General features: G+C 64.2%; 24 protein-coding genes and 1 pseudogene. 12 read left to right on the top strand and 13 right to left on the bottom strand.

Annotated elements, in window-relative coordinates:
- Positions 1-234 precede the first annotated feature (234 nt).
- From kdpF to ACIPHM_RS13280, 10 genes are all read left to right on the top strand, one after another.
- Positions 235-327: a K(+)-transporting ATPase subunit F gene (gene kdpF, locus ACIPHM_RS13325; protein ID WP_063389843.1), complete on the top strand. Its 93-nt coding sequence runs from the start codon at positions 235-237 to the stop codon at positions 325-327.
- Entirely contained in the window at positions 324-2,129 is a 1,806-nt protein-coding gene (kdpA, locus tag ACIPHM_RS13320) for a potassium-transporting ATPase subunit KdpA (protein ID WP_400328540.1), read from the top strand. Before kdpF ends, kdpA begins: the two co-directional genes overlap by 4 nt.
- Positions 2,130-2,157: 28 nt before the next feature.
- The gene (gene kdpB, locus ACIPHM_RS13315; RefSeq protein WP_400328537.1) at positions 2,158-4,284 is read left to right on the top strand and encodes a potassium-transporting ATPase subunit KdpB; all 2,127 of its coding nucleotides are present in this window, start codon (positions 2,158-2,160) and stop codon (positions 4,282-4,284) included.
- A gap of 78 nt (positions 4,285-4,362) precedes the next feature.
- Positions 4,363-4,947: a potassium-transporting ATPase subunit KdpC gene (gene kdpC / locus ACIPHM_RS13310; protein ID WP_400328534.1), complete on the top strand. Its 585-nt coding sequence runs from the start codon at positions 4,363-4,365 to the stop codon at positions 4,945-4,947.
- Positions 4,948-5,146: 199 nt separating this feature from the next.
- Positions 5,147-8,011 (top strand): DUF4118 domain-containing protein, encoded by a 2,865-nt coding sequence (locus tag ACIPHM_RS13305; protein WP_400329079.1) that lies wholly within the window; start codon positions 5,147-5,149, stop codon positions 8,009-8,011.
- Positions 8,004-8,714, top strand: a complete 711-nt coding sequence (gene kdpE, locus ACIPHM_RS13300) for a two-component system response regulator KdpE (protein ID WP_400328531.1) — start codon at positions 8,004-8,006, stop codon at positions 8,712-8,714. Before ACIPHM_RS13305 ends, kdpE begins: the two co-directional genes overlap by 8 nt.
- 223 nt (positions 8,715-8,937) lie before the next feature.
- Positions 8,938-9,255 carry a quaternary ammonium compound efflux SMR transporter SugE gene (gene sugE, locus ACIPHM_RS13295; protein ID WP_400328528.1) on the top strand — a complete coding sequence of 106 codons (318 nt, stop codon included), beginning with the start codon at positions 8,938-8,940 and terminating at the stop codon, positions 9,253-9,255.
- Positions 9,256-9,683: 428 nt separating this feature from the next.
- Positions 9,684-10,280, top strand: coding sequence for a DUF4126 domain-containing protein (locus ACIPHM_RS13290; RefSeq protein ID WP_150681189.1), 597 nt, complete (start codon positions 9,684-9,686; stop codon positions 10,278-10,280).
- Positions 10,267-12,861: an ABC transporter permease gene (locus ACIPHM_RS13285; RefSeq protein ID WP_400328525.1), complete on the top strand. Its 2,595-nt coding sequence runs from the start codon at positions 10,267-10,269 to the stop codon at positions 12,859-12,861. The genes ACIPHM_RS13290 and ACIPHM_RS13285 overlap by 14 nt, the downstream gene beginning before the upstream one ends.
- 68 nt (positions 12,862-12,929) lie before the next feature.
- Positions 12,930-13,373 (top strand): group II truncated hemoglobin, encoded by a 444-nt coding sequence (locus ACIPHM_RS13280; protein WP_400328523.1) that lies wholly within the window; start codon positions 12,930-12,932, stop codon positions 13,371-13,373.
- 3 nt (positions 13,374-13,376) lie between these two features.
- Here ACIPHM_RS13280 and ACIPHM_RS13275 read toward each other — a convergent pair whose 3' ends face one another.
- Together ACIPHM_RS13275 and ACIPHM_RS13270 are read right to left on the bottom strand one after the other, a co-directional pair.
- Positions 13,377-14,528, bottom strand: a complete 1,152-nt coding sequence (locus tag ACIPHM_RS13275) for a hypothetical protein (RefSeq protein ID WP_400328520.1) — start codon at positions 14,526-14,528, stop codon at positions 13,377-13,379.
- Positions 14,529-14,554: 26 nt separating this feature from the next.
- Positions 14,555-14,992, bottom strand: a complete 438-nt coding sequence (locus ACIPHM_RS13270) for a hypothetical protein (protein WP_400328518.1) — start codon at positions 14,990-14,992, stop codon at positions 14,555-14,557.
- Between the two features lie 343 nt (positions 14,993-15,335).
- Here ACIPHM_RS13270 and ACIPHM_RS13265 point away from each other — a divergent pair, with 343 nt between their 5' ends.
- The gene (locus tag ACIPHM_RS13265) at positions 15,336-16,067 is read left to right on the top strand and encodes an alanyl-tRNA editing protein (protein ID WP_400328515.1); all 732 of its coding nucleotides are present in this window, start codon (positions 15,336-15,338) and stop codon (positions 16,065-16,067) included.
- Positions 16,068-16,133: 66 nt separating this feature from the next.
- On the opposite strand, the gene ACIPHM_RS13260 is transcribed toward ACIPHM_RS13265, so the two are convergent.
- Both ACIPHM_RS13260 and ACIPHM_RS13255 read right to left on the bottom strand, forming a co-directional pair.
- Positions 16,134-17,084 (bottom strand): hypothetical protein, encoded by a 951-nt coding sequence (locus tag ACIPHM_RS13260; protein WP_400328513.1) that lies wholly within the window; start codon positions 17,082-17,084, stop codon positions 16,134-16,136.
- 38 nt (positions 17,085-17,122) lie between these two features.
- Positions 17,123-17,602: a hypothetical protein gene (locus ACIPHM_RS13255; RefSeq protein WP_400328510.1), complete on the bottom strand. Its 480-nt coding sequence runs from the start codon at positions 17,600-17,602 to the stop codon at positions 17,123-17,125.
- Positions 17,603-17,958: 356 nt separating this feature from the next.
- Between ACIPHM_RS13255 and ACIPHM_RS13250 the strand changes: the two genes are divergently transcribed.
- Positions 17,959-18,579, top strand: coding sequence for a DUF924 family protein (locus ACIPHM_RS13250; protein WP_400328508.1), 621 nt, complete (start codon positions 17,959-17,961; stop codon positions 18,577-18,579).
- A 28-nt stretch (positions 18,580-18,607) separates the two neighbouring features.
- Here ACIPHM_RS13250 and ACIPHM_RS13245 read toward each other — a convergent pair whose 3' ends face one another.
- From ACIPHM_RS13245 to ACIPHM_RS13205, 9 genes and pseudogenes are all read right to left on the bottom strand, one after another.
- Positions 18,608-19,138 (bottom strand): DUF2062 domain-containing protein, encoded by a 531-nt coding sequence (locus ACIPHM_RS13245; RefSeq protein ID WP_400328505.1) that lies wholly within the window; start codon positions 19,136-19,138, stop codon positions 18,608-18,610.
- A 283-nt stretch (positions 19,139-19,421) separates the two neighbouring features.
- The gene (locus ACIPHM_RS13240; protein ID WP_400328502.1) at positions 19,422-20,018 is read right to left on the bottom strand and encodes a TIGR00730 family Rossman fold protein; all 597 of its coding nucleotides are present in this window, start codon (positions 20,016-20,018) and stop codon (positions 19,422-19,424) included.
- A gap of 3 nt (positions 20,019-20,021) precedes the next feature.
- On the bottom strand, positions 20,022-20,690 hold the full coding sequence (locus tag ACIPHM_RS13235) for a TetR/AcrR family transcriptional regulator (protein ID WP_400328499.1): 669 nt from the start codon (positions 20,688-20,690) through the stop codon (positions 20,022-20,024).
- Positions 20,691-20,831: 141 nt separating this feature from the next.
- Complete coding sequence (locus ACIPHM_RS13230) at positions 20,832-21,266, bottom strand: diacylglycerol kinase (RefSeq protein ID WP_400328496.1); 435 nt, start codon at positions 21,264-21,266, stop codon at positions 20,832-20,834.
- Between the two features lie 38 nt (positions 21,267-21,304).
- Positions 21,305-22,339, bottom strand: coding sequence for a glycosyltransferase family 4 protein (locus ACIPHM_RS13225; RefSeq protein WP_400328493.1), 1,035 nt, complete (start codon positions 22,337-22,339; stop codon positions 21,305-21,307).
- Between the two features lie 148 nt (positions 22,340-22,487).
- Positions 22,488-23,402: pseudogene (locus tag ACIPHM_RS13220) on the bottom strand (UDP-2,3-diacylglucosamine diphosphatase); the annotation flags it as partial.
- Between the two features lie 281 nt (positions 23,403-23,683).
- Positions 23,684-24,640 (bottom strand): esterase/lipase family protein, encoded by a 957-nt coding sequence (locus ACIPHM_RS13215; RefSeq protein ID WP_400328491.1) that lies wholly within the window; start codon positions 24,638-24,640, stop codon positions 23,684-23,686.
- 7 nt (positions 24,641-24,647) lie between these two features.
- Positions 24,648-25,247: an RDD family protein gene (locus tag ACIPHM_RS13210; RefSeq protein ID WP_400328488.1), complete on the bottom strand. Its 600-nt coding sequence runs from the start codon at positions 25,245-25,247 to the stop codon at positions 24,648-24,650.
- Between the two features lie 203 nt (positions 25,248-25,450).
- On the bottom strand, positions 25,451-26,290 hold the full coding sequence (locus tag ACIPHM_RS13205; RefSeq protein WP_400328485.1) for a DUF3106 domain-containing protein: 840 nt from the start codon (positions 26,288-26,290) through the stop codon (positions 25,451-25,453).
- Between the last annotated feature and the right edge of the window lie 16 nt (positions 26,291-26,306).

The following is a 26,306-nucleotide window of genomic DNA, read 5'->3' as shown; positions in this document are numbered from 1 at the left end:
CGTTTACACGTTGTTTACACCCCCTTTACCCCTTTTATCCCCGTCTTTATGTGCCCGTACGTATCGTTCAGGCACGGCTGGCATGCGCATGCAAAGGGCGCGTCGCGTCCATGGTGTGCCAGCCGCCATACGATAGGGAGTTGTCATGGACTGGTTATATCTCGGCGTCATCGCGGTGTTCGTTGCCGCGACCGTCGGCTTTGTCGCGTTTTGCGCGTCGGTAGGGGGGCAACAATGACAGCCATGTATTGGCTGAGCGGCGGACTTACGCTCGCGCTGCTCGCTTATCTCGTCTACGCGCTGTTCAAGCCGGAGGACCTAGCATGACACTCAATGCCTGGATCCAGCTCGGCGTTTTCCTCGTCGTGCTGCTGGTGCTGGCGCGCCCGTTCGGCCGTTTCATGGCCGACGTGCTCGCCGGTGAATCCCGCGTGAACCGGTGGTTCGCACCGCTGGAACGCGGCCTCTATCGTCTGTGCGGTGTCCACCCCGAACAGGAAATGCACTGGCGCGCCTATGCGCTCGCCCTGATCGGTTTCAACGCGCTCGGCGCCTTCGTCGTGTACGCGTTGCAACGCTGGCAGGTGTGGTTGCCGCTGAACCCGCAAGCGTTCGGCAATATCACGCCGGATTCGTCGATGAATACCGCCGTGAGCTTCGTGACGAACACGAACTGGCAAGGCTACAGCGGCGAATCGACAATGAGCTATCTGACGCAGATGCTCGGTCTGGCCGTACAGAACTTCTTCTCGGCGGCCACGGGTATCGCGGTGGTGATCGCGCTCATTCGCGGTTTCGCGCGTCATACGGCGCAGACCATCGGCAACTTCTGGGTCGACATGACCCGTATCACGCTCTACATCCTGATCCCGGTATCGGTGCTGCTTGCCGCTGCGTTCATGAGCCAGGGTGTCATCCAGAACTTCGACGCCTATAAGGACGTGACGACGCTTCAGGTCACGCACTACGACAATCCGGTCCTCGGCCCGGACGGTCAGCCGAAGATGGACGCTGCCGGCAAGGCAGTAACGACACCCGCACAGACGCAGACGCAAACGCTGCCGATGGGCCCGGTGGCTTCGCAGGAAGCGATCAAGATGCTCGGCACCAACGGTGGCGGCTTCTTCAACGCGAACTCGGCGCACCCGTACGAAAACCCGACACCGTTGTCGGATTTCCTGCAGATCCTCGCGATCTTCCTGATCCCGGCGGCGCTGTGCCACACGTTCGGACGCATGGTCGGTGACCGTCGTCAGGGCCTGGCGATTCTCGCGGCGATGACGATTGCTTTCTCGATCGCGACGGTCGCGACGGTGTCTGCGGAACAGGCAGGCAACCCGATCCTGACGACGCTCGGCGTCGACCAGCAAGCGAGCGCCACGCAGGCCGGCGGCAACATGGAAGGCAAGGAAACGCGTTTCGGTATCGTCGCTTCAGGCATTTTCGCGACGGTGACGACGGCGGCGTCCTGCGGTGCAGTCAATGCGATGCACGACTCGCTCACGCCGTTGGGCGGCATGGTGCCGATGCTGTTGATTCAGTTGGGCGAAGTGATCTTTGGTGGGGTGGGCTCGGGCCTGTACGGCATGCTCGTCTTCGCCATGCTTGCGGTGTTCGTTGCGGGGCTGATGATCGGCCGCACGCCGGAATATTTGGGCAAGAAGATCGAAGCGTACGAGATGAAGATGGTTGCCGTCGCTGTCCTGATGACACCGCTGCTGGTGCTCTGCGGTACTGCACTCGCGGTGCTGGTGGCTGCGGGTCAGGCCGGCGTGGCGAACCCCGGGACGCACGGCTTCTCGGAAATTCTGTACGCGTACAGCTCGGCCGCGAACAACAACGGCAGCGCATTCGCAGGGTTGTCGGCGAACACGCCGTTCTACAACACCACGCTGGGTATCGCCGTCTGGTTCGGTCGCTTCTGGGTGATGGTGCCGGTGTTGGCGATTGCCGGTGCGCTGGCTCGCAAGAAGCGTATTGCTGCGACGTCGGGCACGTTGCCGACGCATGGTCCGCTGTTTGTCGTGCTGTTGCTCGGCACGGTGCTGCTGGTGGGCGCGCTCACCTATGTGCCGGCGCTTGCACTCGGTCCGGTCGCCGAACATCTGGCGATGATCGGTGCGCATTGAATAATGAAATGAGGCATTCGAGGCACTCATGAATCAAACCTCAGGAAATACCGTCACCCGGCAGGTGGCCGAGGGACATACATCGGCGGCAAAGTCGATGTTTGACCCGGCCATCGTGAAGCCGGCCATTGTCGACTCGTTTCGCAAGTTGCACCCGCTCACCCAGGCCAAAAACCCGGTGATGTTCGTGGTGTACGTCGGCAGTCTGCTCACGACCGTGCTGTTCGGCATGGCCGTGGCGGGCCACGCCGAGGCGAGCGCGCCGTTCATTCTCGCGATCACGCTGTGGCTGTGGTTCACGGTTTTGTTCGCGAACTTTGCCGAAGCGCTGGCCGAAGGTCGCAGCAAGGCGCAAGCCGAGTCGCTGCGTCAGGCCAAAAAGAACGTGCCGGCCAAGCAGTTGCGCGCGGCGCGTCGTGACGCGGAGTGTCTGGTGATCGATAGCGCCAGTCTGCGTCGCGGCGACTTCGTGCTGGTCGAGTCCGGAGACGTCATTCCGGCCGACGGCGAAGTCGTGGAAGGCGTGGCCTCGGTCGACGAATCGGCCATCACGGGCGAATCCGCGCCGGTGATCCGCGAGTCGGGCGGCGACTTCTCGGCCGTGACCGGCGGCACGCGCGTGCTCTCGGACTGGATCGTCATGAAGGTGACGGTCAACCCGGGCGAGGCATTCCTCGATCGCATGATCGCGATGGTGGAAGGCGCGAAGCGTCAGAAGACGCCGAACGAAATCGCGCTGACGATTCTGCTCGTCGCGCTCACGCTGGTGCTGCTGCTGGCCACGGCGACGCTGCTGCCGTACTCGATCTACAGCGTGTTCGTCACGCATGCGGGTAACCCCGTCACGATCACCGTGCTCGTCGCGCTGCTGGTGTGTCTGATTCCGACGACGATCGGCGGCCTGCTCTCGGCCATCGGTGTTGCCGGTATGAGCCGCATGATGCAGGCGAATGTGATCGCCACGTCGGGCCGGGCGGTGGAAGCGGCGGGCGACGTGGACGTGCTGCTCCTCGACAAGACCGGCACGATCACGCTGGGTAATCGTCAGGCGTCGCAGTTCGTGCCCGCCCCGGGCGTCGATGAGCGTACGTTGGCCGATGCCGCGCAACTCGCGTCGCTGGCCGATGAAACGCCGGAAGGCCGCAGTATCGCGGTGCTCGCCAAGCAGCGTTTCAATCTGCGCGAGCGCGAAATGAGCGGTCTGCATGCGCTCTTCATTCCGTTCACCGCGCAAACGCGCATGAGCGGCGTGGACCTCGCCGACAAGCAGATCCGCAAGGGCGCCGCCGATGCCGTGAAGCGTTATGTAGAATCGGCGGGCGGTGCGTGGCCGGTGGCGCTGGCGACGGCGATCGACGAGATTGCACGCCGCGGCAGCACGCCGCTGGTGGTGGCCGAGCAAGACGCCAACGGCACGCGCGCACTGGGCGTGATCGAGCTCAAGGACGTGGTCAAGGGCGGCATCAAGGAACGTTTCGCCGAACTGCGTCAGATGGGGATCACCACGCTGATGGTCACGGGCGATAACCGTCTGACGGCGGCGGCGATTGCGGCGGAAGCCGGTGTGGACGACTTCCTCGCGGAAGCCACGCCGGAAGCCAAGCTCGCGACGATTCGCAAGTATCAGGCCGAAGGCAAGCTGGTGGCGATGACGGGCGACGGCACGAACGACGCCCCGGCGCTCGCTCAGGCCGACGTGGCCGTGGCGATGAACTCGGGTACGCAGGCCGCGAAAGAAGCGGGCAACATGGTCGACCTGGATTCGAACCCGACCAAGTTGATCGAGATCGTCGAGATCGGCAAGCAGATGCTGATGACGCGCGGCAGTCTCACCACGTTCTCGATTGCGAACGACGTGGCGAAGTACTTCGCCATCATTCCGGCCGCGTTCGCCACCACGTATCCGCAACTCGATGCGCTCAATGTGATGCGGCTGGCCAGCCCGTCGTCGGCCATTCTGTCGGCGGTGATCTTCAACGCGCTGATCATCGTGGTGCTGATTCCGCTGGCGCTCAAGGGCGTGAAGTATCGCCCGCTCGGGGCCGCGACGCTGCTGCGCCGCAACCTCGTGATTTACGGTCTGGGCGGGATTCTGGTGCCGTTCGTCGGTATCAAGGTCATCGACATGATCATCGCCGCGATGGGCTGGGCCTGAAACGCGGGGCTACCGGACGCGCTGGCCGACTGGCCGGACGTTCGGGCCACATTGCTGAAACTCTAAGGAATAGACGTCATGAAAACCCTCTTGCGCCCGATGGTCAGCCTGTTCGTCGTGCTCTCGGTCATCACGGGTGTGATATATCCGCTGGTCGTGACCGGCATCGGCCGGGCGGCGTTCTCGCATGAAGCCGCCGGCAGCCTGATCTACAAGAATGGCCGTGCTGTCGGCTCGTCGCTGATCGGGCAGAACTTCGACGAACCGAAGTACTTCTGGGGCCGTCTCTCGGCCACCGCGTCGAACCCGAATAACGGTACGGCATCGGGGGGGTCGAACTTCGGCCCGCTCAACTCGGCGCTGGCCGACGAGGTGAAGGCCCGTATCGCCGCGCTTCGCGAGGCGGACCCGAGCGCACAATTGCCGGTGCCGGCCGATCTGGTGACGTCGTCGGCCAGTGGTCTCGATCCGGAAATCAGCCCGGCTGCCGCCGAATACCAGGTCGTGCGCGTCGCCAAAGCGCGTGGCCTGACGCCTGACGCGGTGCGCGATCTGGTGGCGCGCAACACGCAAGGGCGTCAATGGGGAATTTTCGGAGAACCCCGGGTGAATGTTCTGAAGCTCAACCTGGCGTTGGACGAATTGGCGCACGGCGCAGTCTGAAAGGCGCAGCCGCTGGCGGGGCGAACCGGAGAATCGCTGGTTTTGCCCGGCAGCCTGCGGTAGATTGGCGGCACGCCCTGCGCGTGCCGCGTTTTTTTGCATCGTCACCGAATGACCGGTGATGTGTCGTTGCCGCACCCATTTGCCGCATCCGGCGGCGTGGCTCGCGCCTTCATAGTGGACTGATCCGATGGCTGGCATGGAACGCCCCGATCCCGACGAATTGCTTGGCAAGCTGCAACGCGACGAAGCACGCGAGCGGCGCGGCCGGCTGAAGATTTTCTTCGGCGCGTCTGCCGGTGTGGGCAAGACGTTTGCGATGTTGCAAGCCGCACGCAAGCTCAGCGACGAGGGCACCGACGTGGTCGTCGGTGTGCTGGAGACGCACGGGCGCGAGGAAACGGCGCGCATGCTCGAAGGACTGGAAGTGCTGCCGCAGAAATCGGTCGAGTATCGCGGGCGCGTGCTACGCGAATTCGATCTCGACGGCATGCTCGCGCGCAAACCGGCCGTCGCACTGGTCGACGAACTGGCGCACGCGAATGTCGCCGGTGAGCGCCATCTCAAGCGCTGGCAGGACGTGCACGAATTGCTCGACGCGGGCATCGATGTCTACACCACGCTCAACGTGCAGCATCTGGAGCGGCTCAACGACGTGGTCGGGCAGATTACCGGCATTCGTGTCTGGGAGACGATCCCCGACCGCGTATTCGACCTCGCCGATGAAGTGAAGCTGGTCGACCTGCCGCCCGACGAATTGCTCGAACGCATGCGCGAGGGCAAGGTTTATATGGCGGCGCAGGCGGAACGCGCAGTGCGCAACTTCTTCCGCAAGGGCAACCTGATCGCGCTGCGCGAACTGGCGCTGCGCCGCACCGCCGATCGTGTAGATGCGCAGATGCGCGAGTACCGCGCCGACCAGTCGATCAGTCAGGTCTGGCAAGCGCGCGAACGGTTGCTCGTCGCCATTGGCCCGGGGCCTGAAGGGGTAGCGCTGGTGCGGGCGGCGGCGCGGCTCGCGGCAAGTCTGCGCGCCGACTGGCTGGCCGTGCATGTGGAAACGCCTGCGATTTTGCGTCAATCGGCGGCGCGCCGTGAGAGCGTATATACCACGCTCAAACTGGCGCACGAACTGGGGGCGGAAACCCTCACGCTCGATGGCGCGCAGGCCGCGACGACGCTGCTGGCCTATGCGCAAATGCGCAACGTCTCCAGGCTGGTGGTCGGTGCGAGCGGCGCGCGCCGCTGGTGGACGGCCAGCACGCCGCTGCACGAGCAACTCCTGCGCCTCGCGCGGGGTGTCGATGTGGTGCTGATCGGCCCGGCCGCCGGCGACCTCGCGGCCGACAAGCGCGTGGTGCGCGGCGACTGGCGCGACTGGTTCGAAACCGTACCCGAGTTGGGACTTGTCGGCGGACCGTGGCGCGCGTATGCGTGGGCCGTGGGCATTTGCGGGGCCGTCTCGCTTGCCGCCGCAGAACTCACGTCGTTCCTCGACCTTGCGAACATCGCGATGCTGTACCTGCTCGGCGTGATCGTCGCGGCAATGCGGCTCGGACGCGGGCCGGGCGTACTCGCGTCGTTCCTCTCGGTGGTAGCGTTCGACTTTTTCTTCGTGCCGCCGAAGATGTCGTTGTCGGTGTCCGATACGCAGTATTTGCTGACGTTCGCCGTCATGCTGACCGTTGCGCTGGTGATCAGCCATCTCACGACGAGCTTGCGCTTCCAGGCGCGTTTGGCGACGTGGCGCGAACGCCGTACCGGCGCCGTGTATGCCATGGCGCGCGAACTGGCGGCGGCGCTCACCACACCGCAGATCGTGGAGATCGGCTCGCGTCATGTGCGCGAAGTGTTTCAAGCGCGCGTGGCGTTGCTGCTGCCCGACAGCCAGAGCAGCGTGCGGCAACCGGTGGAGAACGCCCGGGAGGAAACGATGCCCGCGCATATCGACACGGACGTCGCCCAATGGGTCTACGACCGTCAGCAAGCGGCGGGCCGGGGCACGAATACCTTGCCCGGTTCGGACGCCTACTACCTGCCTCTGCGTGCACCTATGCGCACGCGCGGTGTCTTGGTCGTGGCCCCGGAGGAGGGCAGTGGGGCCTTTGGCACGCCGGAGCAGCAGCGTCTGCTCGATACGTTCGCCGCACAAATCGCGCTGGCGCTCGAACGTGTGCATTACGTCGAAATCGCACAGGACGCGCTGGTGACCATGGAGTCCGAGCGGCTGCGTAACTCGCTGCTGTCGGCGATCTCGCACGATCTGCGCACACCGCTCACGTCGATTGTCGGCTTTGCCAGCATGTTGAGTCGCAATGCGCAAACGCCGGGGCCGCTGCGGACCGAACTGGTCGATGCCATCCACGAAGAAGCGCAGCGCATGACGGGCCTCGTGACCAATCTTCTCGACATGGCAAAGCTGCAAGCGGGTGGGGTTCAACTCAATCGCCAGTGGCAGATGCTGGAGGAAGTGGTCGGCACGTCGTTGCGCGCTTGCCGCCGCGTGCTCGCCGGGCACGAGGTGACGACGCGCTTGCCCGCCGACCTGCCATTGCTGCGTTTCGACGCGGTGCTGCTGGAGCGTCTTTTTACGAATTTGCTGGAGAACGCCGCGAAGTATTCGCCCGCGGGCTCGCACATTGAAATCGCTGCGCGCGTGGTGGGGGACGAGGTCGAAGTGAGCGTGAGCGACGACGGCCCCGGTCTACCTGCCGGTATGGAGGGGCGCATCTTCGAGAAATTCATGCGCGGGGAAAAGGAGTCTGCCAAACCCGGCATTGGACTCGGGCTGGCGATCTGCCGCGCCATTGTTGAGGCGCATGGCGGTAAAATCCATGCCACCAATGTGCCCGGCGGGCACGGCGCGCGCTTCGCTTTCACCTTGCCCGTGGAGACGCCCCCGGTGGCTCCGGACGGATCTGAAGGGGCAGAGTCAGAAGGATCGGAAGGGGCCGAAGGGAGCGACGCCGACGTGCCGGATTCGGCTGACTCGAAGCATCTGTCAGGCGAGGCCGGGCAGTCCCCGCGATCTCCTGGCGCCAACGCTACACAACAATATGAGTGAACCGACCGTCACCATCGTCGTGATTGAAGACGAACGCCAGATCCGGCGGTTTCTGCGCACGTCGCTGGAAGCCGAAGGAATGATCGTGCACGAGGCAGAAGCCGGGCGGCAAGGCATGGTCGAAGCGGCCACGCGCAAGCCGGATTTACTGATTGTCGATCTGGGGTTGCCGGATATCGATGGCGTCGAGGTCATTCGCGAAGTGCGCAGCTGGACCGATATGCCGATCATCGTGCTTTCGGCACGTAATGAAGAGGCGGAGAAGGTCGTCGCACTCGATGTCGGGGCGGACGACTATCTGACGAAGCCGTTCGGGGTGTCGGAGCTGCTCGCGCGGATTCGGGCGCAGTTGCGGCGCCACCATCGTGGCGGCAACTCGGAGACGCTTGACGAAGCGTTCTCGTTCGGCGACATCAACATCGATCTGGCGCGCCGCAAGGTGACGCGAGCTGGCGAGCCCGTCCACCTCACGCCGATCGAATACCGGCTATTGGTCACACTCGTGCGCCATGCGGGACGCGTGCTCACCCACCGGCAGTTACTCAAGGAGGTGTGGGGGCCGTCGCATGTCGAGAGCAATCACTACCTGCGCATCTATATGGGGCACTTGCGGCAGAAGCTGGAGGCCGATCCGGCCCAGCCGCAACACATCCTGACGGAAACCGGGGTCGGGTACCGGCTCGAGGTGGATGTGACCGGGTAAGCCCGGCAAGCCTGACTTTGTTAAAATCGCGCCGTTCCGTCAGGGGAGACCGGCGCTTGACCATTCAGTGATTCGGTTGATCTTCGATGGAGCCCATTGCCGGGACGACCCGGTAAGCGGCTCGCGTATGGTGCGTGTATTGAACCGTGTATGGCTCGCGCATGAAGCGCGTGCGGATCGCGTACCTCCCCGGGGACGACCCCGCTTTTCTTCGAAGTCACTCATGGCCTGGATTCTGCTGGTTTTCGCCGGTTTTCTCGAAGTGGCTTGGGCCGTCGGTCTCAAGTACACGCAAGGATTTTCCCGTCTCGGTCCCTCCGTTTTCACGATCGTGTCGATGATCGGGAGCGTTTGGCTGCTGGCGCTCGCCGTGCGTACGTTGCCGTTGGGCACGGCGTACGCCATCTGGACGGGCATTGGCGCCGTTGGCGCGTTCGTGCTCGGGATCGTGCTGTTCGGCGAATCGGCGTCCGCGGCACGTATCGCCAGCGTCACGTTGATTCTGGCCGGGCTCGTGGGGCTCAAGCTCACGGCAGCCTGACGCGTCGAGCACGGATGACATCTCGGGGGCAGCGTTGTTGGCGAGCGCCAACCTCGGCGTCGGCCCCGAGACGCAACTGCTGCCGGGAGCACTCGTGTCTCGCCACCCGCTTTCGCCCTGTTTTCGGTCCATTCCGTCAATTTGAGTCACCGGTGGTGCGTTGCCGCAACGCGCGGCATAATGATGCGGTAGCGGTCGTGTTACTCGCCGGTCACATGCCATGCATGTGACGGGCATTTGTTCGGGATATCTCTGGGATATAGCCGAGGCATAGCCGGGACATATTCGGCGTTTTTCCGGTATGTCTGGCAGGCTTGGCACGTCTGACATCCTGGCATCCGGCATCTTTCCCGGTTGACCGTTACCGCGTCGGTGGTACGAGACGCGTGATCGTGCGACGCCGTCATGTCGGCGGCAGCGAGGTCACCATGCTTGAATCGATTGCGCTCGGCGCAGGGCTGTCCTGGGGCAGCGGCCTGCGGTTGTACCTGACGGTGTTCTGCGCGGGGCTTGCGGCGCGGCTGGGCTGGCTGCATCTGCCACCCACGCTTGCGGTGCTGGCGTCCACGTGGGTGATTGCGGCTGCGGGCGTGCTCGCTGCCATCGAGTTCTTCGCGGACAAGATTCCCTTTGTCGACAGTGCCTGGGACGCCGTGCATACCTTCATCCGGATTCCTGCCGGGATCGTGCTCGGTGCTGCGGCGCTGGGACAGATGGACCCGACCGTCACGGTGCTCGCCGGTCTGGCCGGCGGCGCGCTGGCAGGGACGGCTCATCTGGCCAAAGCAGGCAGCCGCGCCCTGATCAATACATCGCCGGAACCTTTCTCGAATGTCGCGGCCTCAGCCGGCGAAGATGTCTCTACGGTGGGCGGATTGGCGCTTGCGTTCTTCCTTCCCGCCGTTTTTCTCGTGATGTTGCTGGTGTTCGTCGTGCTGGCCTGGTGGTGGCTGCCGCGCGTGTGGCGCGGTTGGCGCTCGTTACTGGCACGGGTCAAAGGATTGAGGAACGATGGGGTTCACTGATGTTGCCCGCCAAGCCTGGCGGATGTTCCTGCGCGACTGGCGCGCAGGCGAGTTGCATCTGCTTCTCGTGGCACTGTTGCTGGCGGTGGGTGCACTTTCCAGCGTAGGTTTTCTCTCCGATCGGATGCAGGGCGGGCTGGAGCGCGACGCGCGTCAGATGCTCGCCGCCGACCTCGTTGTTCGCAGCGACGCCCCCCTGTCCCCCGAATTCACCCGTCAGGCGCAAGCCGACGGGCTGGCGACAGCCGTCATCGCCAATTTCCCCAGCATGGCTAGCGCGACCGGCTCTGCCGGGCAAGGTGGCCAAAGTGCTCAAAGTGGTCAAGGCGGCGAAAGTGGGCCGACGGGTGCGAGCCGTCTGTCATCGCTCAAAGCCGTGTCCGACGGATATCCCTTGCGCGGACGCGTGCGCATCGCCCCCGATGCGCAGCCCGGCACCCCGGATGCTCCGGCCGCCGGAATTCCCGCGCCGGGCACCGTCTGGGTCGATAGCGCGCTGCTCGACGCACTGCACGTCAAACCCGGCGACGCCATCCGCGTGGGCAATCGCACGCTGCGTGTCGCCGCCGTCATCACGCGCGAAATGGATCGCGGCTACGGCTTCGGATCGCTCGCCCCGCGCGTCATGATGCGATTCGACGAATTGCCGTCGACCGGGCTGGTGCAGTTCGGTAGCCGGATCACCTATCGTCTGCTGGTCGCGGGCACCAACGCACAAGTCGAAAAATTCACGACGTGGGCGCGAGCGGCAGCGGAGCAGGCGCGCGGCGTGCATCTCGAATCGCTGGAAGAGGGGCAACCGCAGGTGCGCCAGACCCTCGATCGCGCCGAGCGTTTCCTCTCGCTGGTGGCGCTGCTTGCCGCCGTGCTGGCGGCCGTCGCGGTCGGGATCGCCTCGCGCCGATACAGCGAGCGCCATCTCGACGCCTGCGCCGTCATGCGCTGTCTGGGTCTGCCGCGCCGGGCGTTGCGCAGCATGGTGACGCTCGAGTTCATCGGGCTCGGTCTGATTGGCGGCGGGCTGGGCGTCGCTCTTGGTTATGCGGCGCACTGGGTGCTGCTGGCACAGTTGGGTGACGTGATTCCGGCCGGGCTGCCAGCGCCGACGTGGCGTCCGGCGGCGTTCGGTCTCGCCAGTGCGCTGGTAATGCTGCTGGGCTTTGCGCTGCCGCCGCTGCTGCCGCTCTCTGAAGTGGCGCCGCTGCATGTGCTGCGCCGCGATGTGGTGGGGGGGGCGCGTCGCCAGGGGTGGTTGGCGTATGGCGCGAGCGCCGTGGCGTTCGGCACACTGCTGCTGTTTGCCGCGCGCGACCTGCGCCTGGGGGCAATGGTTGCCGGCGGTTTCGTCGCGGGTGCCGTGGTGTTCGGCGTGATCGCCTGGCTGGCGATCCGTGGGCTCGCCGCGTGGGCGCGGCGTCACGGGGCAGCGGGCGGCGCGATGGGCGGCATCGGCTGGCGTTATGCAGTGGCGGGTCTGCGTCGTCGTGGACTCGGGAGCGCGTTGCAAGTGGTGGCGCTGGGCCTCGGGTTGATGGCGCTGCTGCTGCTGGCTGTCACGCGCAACGATCTGGTCGCGGGCTGGCGTCAATCGAGCCCGCCGGATGCACCGAACCGCTTCGTCATCGATATCCAGCCGGGGCAGGACACACCGGTGCTCGCGCAACTCCGCTCGGCGGGGCTGCCCGACGTGCAACTCTCGCCGATGATTCGCGCGCGACTCACCGCCATCAACGGCAAGCCAGTCACGGGCGACACCTATACCGAAGAGCGGGCGCGGCGTCTGGCGGAGCGTGAATTCAATCTGTCGTACACGTCGGCGCTGCCCGACGGCAATCGCGTGACGGCCGGTCAGTGGTACGGCGACGCCACAACGCCGCAGGTGTCGATGGAAGAGGGCATCGCGAAGACGCTGGGGCTCAAGCTGGGCGACACGTTGCGTTTCGAAGTCACGGGACAGACCATCGACGCACCGATCACGAGTCTTCGCAAGCTGGACTGGGGGTCGATGCGCGTGAACTTCTTCGTGGTGATGCCGCCCGCCGCGCTGCACGATTTTCCGATGACGTGGATCACATCCTTCCACCTGGCGCCGCAGCAACAGGGCGTGACGGATGCGCTGGTGCGTCAGTTTCCCAACGTGACGGTGATCGATACAGGGGCGCTGCTCGCGCAGATCCAGCAAATCCTGTCGCAAGTGATCGACGCCGTGCAGGCACTCTTCCTCTTCACGCTCGCGGCCGGGGTGCTGGTGCTGTACGCGGCGCTCGCCGGCACGCGTGACGAGCGCATGCGCGAGAGCGGCATCTTGCGGGCGTTGGGAGCATCGTCGCGACAACTTCGCGACGTCCATCTGGCGGAACTGGTGACGGTCGGCGCGTTGGCCGGGCTGCTGGCCTCGCTGGGCGCGGGCGCGCTGGGTTGGGCGCTGGCGCGTTATGTCTTCGAGTTCTCGCTGCACTTCAATCCGTGGCTGCCGGCGCTGGGCGTCGGTGCTGGCGTTCTGTGCGCGCTGATCGGCGGATGGAGCGGGCTGCGCGCGGTGCTGCGTCAATCGGCGTTGCGCACGTTGCGCGAAGTCTGAGGCAGCGCGAGAGCGTGCCACGCCCACTCGCGTGGCACGCCCGTCAGGCCTCGTGCACAATATCGGTCATGACGACCGAAAACACCTCTCAAACCTCCGCGGCGGACGACGATGTGCAGGACACGCCCGCACAGCCGACTGCCTTTTCCCTGCTTGGCGGCGAAGATCGCGTGCGCGAACTCGTCGACCGTTTCTACGACCTGATGGACCTTGAGGCCGAGTTTGCCGGTATTCGCGGCATGCACCCGGCGTCGCTCGACGGTTCGCGCGACAAGCTCTTCTGGTTCCTGTGCGGCTGGCTCGGGGGACCGAACCATTACATCGAACGATTCGGCCACCCGATGCTGCGCGCCCGGCATCTGCCGTTCCCGATCGCGTCGAGCGAGCGCGATCAATGGCTGCGTTGCATGGCGCTGGCGATGCAAGACATCGGCGTGCCAGCGTCGCTTCAGGAACGGTTGATGCAGGCGTTCTACGGAACGGCCGACTGGATGAGGAACCGGGCGGGGTGAGACCTAAACGCGAGTTGCCCCGCCAGACGAGATGAGTGCCTCGATCGAGTTCAGGGCGTCGTAGTAGTGCAAGTCGGCGTCCGAGTCGGCGTCGGGCTCGGTAGTGCGAAGCGATCCGACGTCGAACTGCTCGCCTGCGACGGGCTCGATGGACACCACGACAGTGTCCTGGGTTGCCTTGATGTTCGGCGCTTCGGCAATGGCGTCGCCGGGACCGATCGATGAGAGTAATTCGATGTCGTCTGCCGTATCGAAATACTCACTGTCGGCACTCGATGCGAGCGATTCGACGTCAGCCGTATCGCGAGTGGGGACGGGTTGCGCGGCCTCGGTGACGAGCGCTTTTTGCACCATCTTGCCCGCTTCCATTGTGTATTCCATTGCCGGGATGGGTTCGATGTGCACATAGCTGCACTCATCGTCCAGCACGGCGTAGTCCTTCTGAGTCTGCATGGCGACAACGATGTCTGCCGCTGCCCGCCGCTCGCTGCCGGCGATGATATCTGCGATGACATATCGTTGCGCGTAGACGCTGGCCGTAGCGGCGCCATCGGCAATCGCGGTGCCGACGTGCTCCGCGCCAGCCGCCCCCTGAAGCCACGAAGGCACCGGTATGTGCAGCGTTTTGAGCAGCGGTGCGATACCGTTGTGAATGGCGCCGAATACCAACGGGCCGTTGGTGACGACGGTGCTGATGAGCATGCCGTAGTTTTTAAGTACGTCGACACCGGTCCATTCTCCGACCGACTGGAAGACGTTTGTATCGCGGATATCCGCGCCGGTGATCCTGTCTTCCGGGCCGAAGCGGTACTTGCTGACGGCGAGGATCAGGTTAGCGATTTGCGTAGCGGCGGCAACGGTGTGGAGCGGGATGTCCGCGTAGCTCTGCCAGTCGTCTTTCATCGACGCGATGGCCACGCCTAACGCCGCCGTTTTGGCGAGAACGTTGAGGACGTGGCCGACGAGCGCCGCGTTTCGCGCCCCGCGATGTGTCTCGATGGAAATTCTGAATTCGTCCCAGCAACCTAACGCGAGCGCTTCGGGGGCTGCCGGCATGGCGATTCGCACGTGTGAATTGGCGCCGCTGACTGGGGGGTTCGAGACTTGCGTGATGGTCGTGGGCAGAGCGGGGGGCGAGGTGAAACTTACCGTCATGAATGACTTCCGAAAATGGAGCGGCGTTAGATCGAGGCGAGAAGAAGCTCGGCGTTAGCGCCGATATCGGCGTACGCCGCGTCTTCCCGTGCGGTCTCCAGCGCGTGCATGGCCAGATCGCGTGCCAGCGCGCCTTCGCCCAGCTTCGCGAGGCAATTCGCGTTGATCAGCATGGGTTCGGGGTCGTGCGGCATGAACATCGAAACGGCGCTGAGCGGTGCGAGCGCAAGCGCATAGTCCCCGCGTGCAAAATGGGAATACCCCACCAGCTTGTTCACGCTGACGTCGAGCGGCCGTTCCTTCAGGAGGGGGTAAAGCAGATGGAGCGCGGTTTCGTAATCGGTGGCGATGTAGGCGTCGCGGGCTCGTTCGAAACGCAGGTGGGCGGTGTCGCCAGCGGCGGGATTCGCTGGCACGTTGGCATTGCGATGGGAGGACGGGGGGTAATGTCGCGTGGAGTGCATGAGAGGATTCCTTCCGGTTTGCATCGATTCGGATTGGGAGCGCCACGCGCGTGGCACCCGGACGAATCCTACTGTTGACGCTATATCCGTCTCTTTCGGTTTTGTGGGCAAAATTGTTGTCCGATCACCATGCGTGTCCGCATTGGGATAAACGTGAGGCGCCTCATGCCGCGTACGCCCAAATCGAGCGCGTTGGGGTAATGACGTGGAACCTTTGCTGGGGGCCGGCGAGGGCGTTCCGGTGGGGGCGCGAACCGACCGTACCGGTGCGCCAGTGCCCGATTGTCACTTGTCATAAAGGCGCAAAACGCGCGAGGATGATGCGTTAATCAGGAGACGCCCCATGAATACCGAAGCCCTTTTTCGCCAGGACGCCTATTTGCGCCAATGCGAGGCGCGTATTACCCATATCGACGAGGCGGGCATCATGCTCGATCGCACGGTCTTCTACCCGCTTGGTGGCGGACAGGCAGGGGACGCCGGTGCACTCGTGCTGGCAGACGGTACTCGTTTCACCATTGCGGATACGCGCAAATCGAAGCAGGAGGGGGCCACGCCCGACGACGCCGTGCATGTGCCCGCTGAAGGGCAGGCCGAAGTGCTGGCCGGGTTGTCGGTCGGCGACACGGTGCTCGCCGAAATCGATTGGGAGCGGCGCTTCCGTCATATGCGCTTTCATACCGCGTCGCATCTGATGTGCGCGGTATTGCCGCATCCGGTGGACGGATGCAGCATCACCACGGAATACGCGCGGCTGGACTTCGTCACGAACGAGCCGATCGAGCGCGAGACGGTCGAGGCCGGGCTGGCGGCGCTGGTTGCGGCAGCGCGGCCGGTCGACATCGACAGTATCAGTGACGAAGAGATGGCGGCGCGTCCCGAACTGGTGCGTACGATGAGCGTGAAGCCGCCGGTGGGGCTGGGGCACGTGCGTCTTGTGCGTATCGAAGGGATCGACTTGCAGCCGTGCGGGGGAACGCATGTGGGTAATACGTCGGAAATCGGCGCGCTGCGGGTGGCCAAGATCGAGAAGAAGACGTCGCGCACCCGCCGGGTTGTGTTGGCGTTTGCCTGAGTCCCACAGGGTCGCGCCAACGGGCGCGACCACAAGTGGTGCAATGGGCTAAACGGGCTCAGCGTCTCATACGTACGTGACTTGTGGAACGCTTGCCGCCACGCTGTTTAGCGAGGCGTCGTCCACGCCGCTATCGTCCGAGGCTTCGATATCGATATCGGCGTCTCGGGGGCGGAATACGCCTGGCGTGCCGAACGACTCTTCGTAATTCAGACTTCGTTCGATAACATCCATGTTGCGTTTCGCCTCTTTGGCATTCATCCATTCGATGACGCCTATCGTCGCCATGCTGCCAAACGCGCGGTAAGCCGCTGCGGTAAATCCGATGCAACTCTGCAATGCATCCAGATCGTGAGTCAGGCTGTCGGGGGCTACGGACGGGGTGGGCGCGGCAAGGTTCTCGAAGGGGGACGGTGTGACGTCGTCGCCCCTCTCCTGCTTGGCTTCGTGGCCGCCCGAGATCCGTCCTGCCTGATTGAAGAACACCATCATCGACGCGCCAAGCAAGGTCGACTGATATTTCCCACCGTATGTCTCAAGGTGTTTCGAGCCGAGGAGCTGACCGGCCGACGCGACCCAGGAGGTGTTCATGATGTGCGACGGCGTCGAGGACGGGTTGCAATATTTGCCGACGGCGACTGCCAGATCCATCAGGCTGGAGAGCGATGCGAACGAGGCGGTTGTCAGCGTTATCTTATGGGCGCTGGACAGCGTACTGCTTTCGTAGGTTTCCTTGATGGTGCTCAGGCTGGCTGTGCCCAACGCGCTGAGACTGAATGCGGTGTTGCCAACGTGGTGCATCAACGCGGCAAACCGACCGACAGTGGGCGGTGACGGGACCAGATGTCTGTGAGAACCGGAATGCGCTGCGAGGGTATTGAGCGCCTTTGCCGCGTCGATTTGCATCTGTGCATCATCCGCGCCCCGCGAGCGGGGATCGTTCGGGATGGGATAGGTATTGGCGGTGCCGACGGTCGTAGAGGGGGTACTTTGCACGGGGGGATGAGAGAGAATCAAAGCGTTTCGGGGGAATGAGACGGATCGCAAGCGGAAAGTCAGAGCGTGCCGAGCAGACGCTCAAGGCTGACGCGCAGATCGGCATGGCGATTCGAGCTTCGCACCATTTCCAAAGCATCGTTGGCCATGTCTCGGGCGGTCTGCGCATCGCCGCATTTCTGCATGCACAGCGCAGCGAAATAGAGAGGTTCGGGGTCGCCATACTCGCGCGCCACTGCGATCATCAATGGGGCAATCGCGTGTTCATGATCGCCGAGTTGGCATAGAACGTAACCGAACGCTTTGTAGGCGCCCGTGTGCTCGGGGAGCGTACGGCATATCTCGGCAAACGCGCGTGCTGCGCCCTCCAGATCGTTCGCTGCATGCAGCGCAAACGCGTGCGCCAACGCTTGTGAATCGACGGGGCTGTCAGCCGCCCCGACATCGTTGCGTGACGGGATGGGAATGCCTCGCGCCCGATGAATGGCGAGCGCGCCAGCAATGGCGTGTGGCGGCCGCGCAAGTGATGCTCGTGTCATTGCATTGTTCCTCTTGCTGTCGATCGCATCAGTGCGATCCTCCGTAATGTGCGGCGCGCGCGAGGTCGTGACTATCGAACTCCGACAATTCATGTCGAAAACTCTCGCGAGTCGCGTGTGGTTGAGTGCACGCCTAACGGATCGCGCTTGTCCTGGACCAAAGTGCATCCGGTTGGGATAAGGGGGAGGAACTACCGGGCAGCGTGAGGAAGTTCTCAGACAGCCCCCGCCGTCGCTGCCTGTCGCTAATTCGGGCAAATTGAAGAAGACGCCGTGCACCTGCGCCGGGGAGTGTCGGCGTTTGCCCGAGTCTGGCATCATCCTGCCATCCCCCAACACTCACCTCAGGACGTTCGATGGCGACGCCGGCAGCAGAGATTTCCCCGCAGACACCCCGCTTGCAACCCTGGCAGGACGTGCTCGACTTCTGGTTCGGCGCGCCGGGTGCCGATGTGTACGGCATGGCGCGTCCCGAGTGGTTTCGCAAGTCGGACGCGTTCGACGACGAGATTCGCACCCGTTTCGGCGCCTTGCATGCGCAGGCGCTGGCGGGGGAACTGGGGGATTGGGCGCAAACGCCGCTTGGCGCTTGCGCGCTGATCGTGGTGCTCGATCAGTTCTCTCGCAACTTGTTCCGGGGGCAGGCGAGCGCGTTTGCTGGCGATGCGCAGGCGTTGACGGTGGCGCGTCGGCTGGTCGAAGCGGGGGACGATCAACGACTGCCGACGGCCCAGCATCGTGTCTTCGCCTATCTTCCGTTCGAGCACGACGAGTCGCTGGAAAGCCAGCACGTCTCGCTGGCGTTGTACGAGCAACTGGCGCAGGCGTCGGGCCTCGTCGATAACCTCGATTACGCGCGCAGGCACGCGGTCGTCATCGAGCGTTTTGGCCGTTATCCGCACCGTAATGCCGCGTTGGGCAGGGTCTCGACGCCCGAGGAAATCGCGTTTCTGAAACAGCCGGGTTCTTCGTTCTGAGCGTTTTGACGCGACAGGCGGAGCCGCGTCAGGTGCGCGGCGAAGTCGGGGTGGCCGATGCTGCCGTCGCACTCGCGGGACGCCGCCGCTCGCGCCAGCGGATCGCGAAATACCCGATGCCATAGGCGAGCAGGCCGCCCACCACGGCGAAAGCGGACAGGCCGACGCACAGGTGCAGCGTTGCGCTACCGAAGTCGAAATTCTTCAGTTGCGTCCAGAAGCTTTCGCTCGCGTGCGCGGCGGCGCTCACTGTCGCTTCGATCTCGGCCCTGGGGGACCAATCGAGCATCCAGCGGCCAACGCGGTGGGCGCCCAGATAGACGAACGGCACGGTCAGCGGATTGGTGATGAGTGTCCCCATGACCGCGAGGAAGAGATTGCCGCGGAGCATCGCGGCCGCGAGCATCGCCACCGGCATCTGCGCAAACGGAATCAGAATCCCGAAAAAGACACCGCACGCCAACCCGATGGCCACACCACGCGGCGTGGGGTGCCATAAGCTACGGCGCAGCAACAACCCGGCGTGCGGACGCAGCCAGCGCGATCGCAGCAGCCGCATTGGGCGAAGCATCTTTAACATCATGGGCAGGTTGCTCGTCGGATGGTGTTGACCCAGGCGGGCATGGGGTGGGCGTGAACGCGACGGTTCACATGCTACGGATATCTGAGTGACGGTGAATCCGAGAGTTCAATGGCGGGGCGCTCGAACGACCGCAATATGCGTTGGGAAATAACGCAACGACACCCACAGCGACTTGCGCTCGGGAGGAGCGAGAGGGAGGGAGGAGGGGGGACGAAGCCGCTGCGCGGCAGGGCGCCGCGCAGCGATACGACGAGCGCGCTTAGATCTGCGTGCGCTGGTCGGTCCAGCGATCGATTTTCGACGGCTTGAAGTGGCGCATCGTCTCGAGCAGCGCTTCCGGCGACGCGGCGATCTGCAACTGGTCGAGTTGCGGTCCCTTGAGGAACTGCTCCGTCACCATCGACTTGAGGAACACCATCAACGGGTCGTAATACTGCTCGACGTTGAGCAAGCCGATCGGCTTCGCGTGATAGCCGATTTGCAACCACGTGAAGACTTCGAACAGCTCTTCGCATGTGCCGATGCCGCCCGGCATGGCGATGAAAGCGTCCGACAGATCCGCCATCATCTGCTTGCGCTGATGCATGTTCTCGACGATATGCAATTCCGTCAGCCCGGTATGGCCGACTTCCTTGTCCATCAGCGCTTTCGGAATGATGCCGACGGCCTGACCGCCGTGGGCCAGCACGGCGTCGGCAATAATGCCCATCAGGCCGACCTTGCCACCGCCGTAGACCAGACGAACGCCGGCTTCGGCCATGCGACGCCCCAAATCACGGGCCGCTGCTGCGTAGGCGGGCCGCACGCCGGTGGCGGCGCCGCAATAGATACAAATGGATTTGACTTCCGACGACATGCCTTACTGCACTCCTTTGGATGAAGATTCCCGAGCCATCTTGTCATATAGCTCGCGCGAGCGGCCCTTCAGATACGGCGCCATTTGCGAGAGGATGTGATAGCTCGACTGATGCAACCCGGCGCTGATTTCTTCGGGATCGTTGTACTTGCGCGGGTTCATGACGAATTGATAGGACAACCAGTACGTGGACAGCACCACCATGTTGGTGGTCACGATATCGATCTGCTCCGGCGTGATTTCCATTTCACCATCGGCCACGAGCAGGTCGCACATTTCGCGCGCAAAACGCTTCTTGTGGCCCACGATCTGCTTGAAATGGGTCTCAAGCGTGCGATTGCGCGCCAGCAGATCGTTGAGGTCGCGATACAGAAAACGGAAGCGCCACAGAAATTCGGACATGTATTGCAGATATGTCCAGACTTCGTCGAGCGTGGGCTTGTGGTCATCGGGCAGCCGCAGACGACGTTCGATTTCCTGCTCGAACTGCGCAAAGATGCTGTTGATGATGTCGTCTTTGTTGCGGAAGTGGTAGTACAGATTGCCCGGGCTGATTTTCATGTCCTCGGCAATCGTGGTGGTCGTTACGTTGGGTTCGCCGATTTCGTTGAAGAGTCGCAGTGACACCTCAAGAATTCGTTCGCGGGTTCGGCGTGGCGGCTTTGCTTCCATGTCTGTCGGCCCCGGTGAGCGGCAAGCTCGGCGAAGGATGTTCTCCGCTTGCCTTTATGAGTTGAGCATCAGGTATACGGCGATCGATTATACCCGGCAGCCGACGACTGCCAAGCACGGGGAAGGGGCCGACGAGGGATATCAGAAAAACGCCGTACGCACGAGATCGACGATGACAGGTCCGGCAAGCGAAGCCCAGGTGAGCAGGCAAAGGCCGAGGGCGACGAGGACCGCGGCGCTGCCGAAATCCTTCGCACGTTTGGAGAGTTCGTGGCGCTCCAGCGAAATGCGGTCGATGGCCGCCTCGATGCTTGAATTGACCAGCTCGATGATGAGGACAAGCAGCATCGAGCCGATCAGCAGCACGCGCTCGACGGCGGTGACCGGCAGAAAAATCGCGGCCGGCAGGAGAAGGGCGGCGAGCGCTAGTTCCTGACGGAACGCGCTCTCTTCGAACACGGCAAACTTGAAGCCGGACAGGGAGTACTTCAGGGCGCGCCAGGCGCGCATGACGCCCCGATTCCCCTTGTACGGATTCGGTTGTTTGTCGCGTGGCGGCGGGTGATCGATGAACAAGCGTCAGGTTCCTCGCCGCAACGGGCTCTGGAGGTGGATCAGATCGCGCTCGCGAGCGACGGCTCGGGATTGCGCGGATGCAGATGCGAGGCGAACTCTTCGGAGGCGGCTTGCCATGAGAATCGCTCGGCCCAGGCACGGGCACTCGCGCGCGAAACCTTGAGCGCATCGAGGCACGCCTCGCGCAGATCCTCACGCAGGGCGCCGCCTTCGCCCTCGGGGCAACCGTTGAAAACATCGACCGGGCCGGTCACCGGGAAGGCCGCCACGGGCAGACCGCAGGCCATGGCTTCGAGCAGCACCAGGCCGAACGTATCGGTGCGGCTCGGGAAGACGAAGACGTCTGCGGACGCATAAACCTTCGCCAGTTCAGGCTGCGAAAGCATGCCGAGATAATTCACGTCGGGATAGCGCGAGCGGAGTTCGGCCAGTTGCGGCCCTTCGCCTGCGACCCATTTCGAGCCGGGCAGATCCAGCTTCAGGAAGGCTTCGATGTTCTTCTCCACGGCAACGCGCCCTACGTAGAGGAAAATCGGATGTGCTGAATTTAGCACATGTGCCTCCTGCGCACGGAAGATGTCGAGGTCGACGCCGCGCGTCCACAGCACGACGTTCTGGAAGCCATTGGCTTCGAGGTCGCGCTTGACCACCGGCGTGGGCGCCATCACGGCGCGAGACGGCTTGTGAAACCAACGCAGAAAGCGGTACGTAGTGGCTAGCGGGAAGCCGAAGCGCGCCTGCACATATTCTGGAAAACGCGTGTGGTAGGCCGTCGTGAAAGGGAAGTCGTTGCGTATGGCCCACTTGCGTGCGGCCATGCCGAGCGGGCCTTCGGTGGCGATATGCACGGCGTCGGGGCCGAACGCCTCGATGCGGCGCGAGACGCGGGTACCGGCGAAGAAGGCGAGGCGGATTTCGGGGTATGTCGGGCAGGGGATCGTGCGGAATTCCTGCGGCGTGAGCAGCTCGACACGATGGCCGGCGGCTTCCAGCTGAGCGCGCGTGTTCTTCAACGTGCGGACCACGCCGTTGATCTGCGGATCCCAGGCGTCGGTGACGATCATGATTTTCATCGGGCGCTCCTTCGCGCACGTGGCGCGGGTGGGTGACACGCGCGCAGCCGCGCGCGTAGGGGTGCGCACATTCGGCGAGGGGTTGCCGTTTGTGCGCAGGTGAATTCGGGGGGACTACAGGATCATGAGGCGCACCGGACGGGCGGGTTCAGGCGCTCACGGGCGTCGCTTTCACGTTCGCGCGCTTGTCGCCTTTCTCTGCCTTGTCGTCCTTGGTGTCCTTGTTGTCCTTCTCGCCCTTAAGGCGCTTCTGCGTCCAGTAGATGATCTTCAGCTCGCCCTCGGTCGTCTCGACGAGCGCCGAGAGACTCTCGACCCAATCGCCGTCGTTGCAGTAGAGCAGGCCGTCGATCTCGCGAATCTCCGGCTTGTGGATGTGGCCGCACACAACACCGTCGCAGCCGCGCCGACGCGCCTCGTCGGCCATGACATTTTCGAAGGCCGAAATGAAGTTCACGGCGTTTTTCACCTGATGCTTCAGATACTGCGAGAGCGACCAGTACGGGAAGCCGAAACGCGTGCGCACGCGGTTGAACCAGCGGTTGAGCAGCAGCGTGAGCGTGTAGAGCGAGTCGCCGAGATAGGCGAGCCACTTGGCGTGCTGGATCACGCCGTCGAACAGATCGCCGTGCGTGATCCACAAACGTTTGCCCGAGAGCGTGGTGTGAAACGCTTCGTCGCGCACCGCGATGTCGCCGAAAGCCAGCCCGCAGAACTGACGCGCCGCTTCGTCGTGATTGCCCGGCACGTAGATCACCTGCGTGCCTTTGCGCGCCCGACGCAGCATCTTCTGCACGACGTCGTTGTGCGTCTGCGGCCAGTGCCAGCCCTTGCGCAAATGCCAGCCGTCGATGATGTCGCCCACGAGATACAGATAGTCCGACTCGTGATGCCGCAGGAAGTCGAGCAGGTAGTCCGCCTGACAGCCTTGCGTGCCGAGGTGGATGTCCGAGAGCCAGATCGTGCGGTAGCGGGTGATGCCTTCGGGCGGCGGGTCTAGCGGATCGGGGGTGTCCGGCGGCAGATCGATCGTGGAGGGCGGGGCGGCGGGAGGGCTGGCGGGCGGCGTGTCTGCGAAGCGGCCGGCGCGAGCCGCAGGTGTGGGGATCGGCAGCTCAAAGGTGGGTGTCGTCGTCATACCGGCTCGCACGTCGCGTTGAACATGCGAGCATTGCGCCACGGCTTCGTGAAGAGACGATGACAGTCATGTCCGTGTCGCGAAAGTGTCTTTTGGCGTCGCGCAGATGCGACAGCGGGGCGGCGGGTGGTTTCGGTGGGCAAGGGCGTGTGGATGCGCACGTCCTTGATCGGAAGCGAGACCAAAGCGAGACGGAAGCGAGAGCGTCAGTGGCCGCGCCGCAGGCCTTGCGCAACGCGCTCCAGCGTCTCGAGTACCAGCGCACGCGAGCGCGGATGCGTGGCGAGCGACACGTGGCCGAGGCCGTCCAGCGAGAGGTTGTGCGCGCCGGGCAACACCGAGGTGCGCACCGGGTACACGACGTTGTCGTGCGTCGTGAAAATCGACGTCATCCGCGCGCGTTCTGCATCTTTCTCGCTGCTGGCGAGCGCCACGAGCCATTCGCTGCCGATGCTCATTTGTCGAACGTTTTCACCGAGGCCGTGACGCGCGTGAAGCGTGCCGAAGTGCGGCGAGCCGAGCGTGACGGTGTGCACGACAGGCAAGGTCGGAAAGCGGCGCAGGCAGGCGCGCGCTGCGATGCCGCCCATGCTGTGGCCGACGATCACGACCGGCAGCCGCGTGCGCTCGGCAAGCGCGTGCGCGGCGTTGGCGATGCTCTCGGCGTAGTCGTCGATGTCGCCGAACATCGGGCTGAGGTTGATGGCGTCGCTGTGATAGCCCGCGTCTGCCAGATGACGGGAGAAGCGCAGCCAGAACGCGCGGTTACAGCCGTAGCCGTGCAGCAGCAGAACCGCAACGGGGCGAGCCGGGCCGCTCGGCGGTGGCAGCGGCGCGGTGCTGAACCACGGTTGGTAGAGGTCGAGCAGGAGGATCGACGCCGCGCATTCGTAGGCCCAGACGGCAACGTTCGTGCCGGCGGTGGTTTGGCGCTCGGGCGTCGGGTCGCCGTGCGCGGCCATGATGAAACCCGCGGCAAGTCCGATCGCGTGGGACACGGGAAGCCACAGAATCGTCCACAGGAAGGTCGTCAAGGGGCTGTGCCATGCGGACCAAGTGGCGATGGCCACGATGACCGACAAGCCGATCTGTATGCCGGCGTAGACCAGGTGCGGACGCGAAGCCCTCGGCGCGCCGCGGGCGGCCAATGGTGGGGGACTCATTTGCCGCTCATTTATCCAGGACGCTCACAAGCCGCGTGCCGGCAAGCCGGTCGTGAACGAACTGGTGGTCGGGCATCACGCGCATGGCCAGCGCCCACACGACGATCCAGCCGCCGAGCAGCGCGACGCTGCTCCAGCCAGTCAATCCGAGCGCCCAGTCCAGTGCCATCGCCGGGAGCACCCAGAGCCATGCGAGGGCATATCGCAGGATCGCGCGGCCGGTACGCACCGGCAGGCCGCGGGCGTCGACCAGACGGATCTTCCAGGTCTTCATGGCGAGGGTCTGGCCGCCATGCGTCCAGAACCAGATGAAATAGGCACCGAGCACGAGAAACAACCAGGTTTGCATCGCATGCCGATACATCAGCCCGCTGCGCTGCTGCGTGAGGGCGCTGAACAGATACCCCGCGAGAAACAGGACGCCGAAGAGCAGCAGCGACTCGTAGACCATCGAGAGCAGGCGGCGACGTAGCGTCGGCACGGCGTAGTCTGCGGACGGCGCGTGCGGCGTTCCATGCGACTTGGCGGGTGCCGCGGGATCGGGAGCCCGCGTCGAGGCGGGCGAGCGAGGCGGCTTGGCAGGCTGAGTCGTAGCGGAGTCGGTCATCGCGGCGTGGTCTGAAATCTTATTGTCGGAGGTGCCCGGTGGTGTGTGCGAGAGAGATTCGAGGCGTTCGCGCCGGGAACGTCGACCATTATGCGGAAGATTGTGCCGATGGGCCAGCCAGCCCGCGCGCCGGGCCGAACGCCGGAATGCAGACGGCCGCCCGAGGGCGGCCGTCGTGAAGCGGTGCTCACTGACCTTGCGCGTCAGTTGTGATGATAGAGATCGGAATTGAAGACGGCGTCGCCGTTCTTGTCGCCATTCGCCGGGGCCGTGCTGGCGGCGGCGGGTGCCGGGGCCACGGCTGTCGGGACAGAAGCCGCCGCAGGCTGGGCGGCGGAGGCGGCGGAAGCTGCCGGCGCCGGGACCGGCAGGGCACCGTTCTTGTTCGCCGAATTGGCTTCCTTGCGATGCACGGCGGCGTACGGGTTCTTCACGCCCGAGCGGCCTGAAGGCGGCGCACTGACCACATTGGGACGACTGGACTGCTTCTTGTCGTCGGCGGCCAGACGCTTTTTCTGATCTTCCGTCAACTGCTGATACTGCTGCCAAACCTGCGCCTTGCGCTCCGGCGGCAGCGCCTTGGCGTTCTGATAGCTTTCACGCGCCAGTTGGCGCTGCTCGGGCGTCAGGCGTACCCAATCGGCCATGCGATCGTGCAGACGTTTGCGGCCTTCGGGCGACAACGTGCTGAAACGCTTGGCGATCTCGACCCACTTCTCGCGCTGACGGTCGTTCATCCGGTTCCAGTCCTGAGCGAGCGGGGCGAGCGCTTCCTGCTGCGCGGCATTGAGCTTCGCCCACGCGCCGCCCGGTGAGGGCAGGGCAGCGGCGGCGGCGCTGGCAGGCACGCCGTTCGTGAGCGTGCCCACGGGGGCGCCGACCGCGCTAGCGGCATTGGCGGTGCTCGATGCGCGGGTGCCGTCGATCACTGGCGGCACGTCGGACACCGGTTCCGGGGCTTGCGAGCGGCGCAGCGCGGCCGTGCCGGCGAATGCGGCGACGATTAGCGCGGCGACCAGAAAAAGTACGTTGCGTCGCGTCACTGGGCGGTCTTGGATG

Source organism: Pandoraea sp. NPDC087047, assembly GCF_044745225.1.
GTDB lineage: Bacteria > Pseudomonadota > Gammaproteobacteria > Burkholderiales > Burkholderiaceae > Pandoraea.
Note: the sequence above shows the minus strand (reverse complement) of the source record. Positions and strands in the feature narration are given on the sequence as shown.

Bases quoted from the DNA above. Each gene is read 5' to 3' on its own strand.
- ACIPHM_RS13305 (WP_400329079.1), top strand. From the start codon at position 5,147: ATGGAACGCCCCGATCCCGACGAATTGCTTGGCAAGCTGCAACGCGAC.
- ACIPHM_RS13250 (WP_400328508.1), top strand. From the start codon at position 17,959: ATGGCGACGCCGGCAGCAGAGATTTCCCCGCAGACACCCCGCTTGCAA.
- ACIPHM_RS13235 (WP_400328499.1), bottom strand. From the start codon at position 20,690: ATGGAAGCAAAGCCGCCACGCCGAACCCGCGAACGAATTCTTGAGGTG.
- kdpC (WP_400328534.1), top strand. From the start codon at position 4,363: ATGAAAACCCTCTTGCGCCCGATGGTCAGCCTGTTCGTCGTGCTCTCG.
- ACIPHM_RS13265 (WP_400328515.1), top strand. From the start codon at position 15,336: ATGAATACCGAAGCCCTTTTTCGCCAGGACGCCTATTTGCGCCAATGC.
- ACIPHM_RS13270 (WP_400328518.1), bottom strand. From the start codon at position 14,992: ATGCACTCCACGCGACATTACCCCCCGTCCTCCCATCGCAATGCCAAC.
- ACIPHM_RS13255 (WP_400328510.1), bottom strand. From the start codon at position 17,602: ATGACACGAGCATCACTTGCGCGGCCGCCACACGCCATTGCTGGCGCG.
- ACIPHM_RS13275 (WP_400328520.1), bottom strand. From the start codon at position 14,528: ATGACGGTAAGTTTCACCTCGCCCCCCGCTCTGCCCACGACCATCACG.
- ACIPHM_RS13280 (WP_400328523.1), top strand. From the start codon at position 12,930: ATGACGACCGAAAACACCTCTCAAACCTCCGCGGCGGACGACGATGTG.
- kdpB (WP_400328537.1), top strand. From the start codon at position 2,158: ATGAATCAAACCTCAGGAAATACCGTCACCCGGCAGGTGGCCGAGGGA.
- kdpA (WP_400328540.1), top strand. From the start codon at position 324: ATGACACTCAATGCCTGGATCCAGCTCGGCGTTTTCCTCGTCGTGCTG.
- kdpF (WP_063389843.1), top strand. From the start codon at position 235: ATGACAGCCATGTATTGGCTGAGCGGCGGACTTACGCTCGCGCTGCTC.
- kdpE (WP_400328531.1), top strand. From the start codon at position 8,004: ATGAGTGAACCGACCGTCACCATCGTCGTGATTGAAGACGAACGCCAG.
- ACIPHM_RS13285 (WP_400328525.1), top strand. From the start codon at position 10,267: ATGGGGTTCACTGATGTTGCCCGCCAAGCCTGGCGGATGTTCCTGCGC.
- ACIPHM_RS13210 (WP_400328488.1), bottom strand. From the start codon at position 25,247: ATGACCGACTCCGCTACGACTCAGCCTGCCAAGCCGCCTCGCTCGCCC.
- ACIPHM_RS13290 (WP_150681189.1), top strand. From the start codon at position 9,684: ATGCTTGAATCGATTGCGCTCGGCGCAGGGCTGTCCTGGGGCAGCGGC.
- sugE (WP_400328528.1), top strand. From the start codon at position 8,938: ATGGCCTGGATTCTGCTGGTTTTCGCCGGTTTTCTCGAAGTGGCTTGG.
- ACIPHM_RS13245 (WP_400328505.1), bottom strand. From the start codon at position 19,138: ATGCGGCTGCTGCGATCGCGCTGGCTGCGTCCGCACGCCGGGTTGTTG.
- ACIPHM_RS13240 (WP_400328502.1), bottom strand. From the start codon at position 20,018: ATGTCGTCGGAAGTCAAATCCATTTGTATCTATTGCGGCGCCGCCACC.
- ACIPHM_RS13225 (WP_400328493.1), bottom strand. From the start codon at position 22,339: ATGAAAATCATGATCGTCACCGACGCCTGGGATCCGCAGATCAACGGC.
- ACIPHM_RS13215 (WP_400328491.1), bottom strand. From the start codon at position 24,640: ATGAGTCCCCCACCATTGGCCGCCCGCGGCGCGCCGAGGGCTTCGCGT.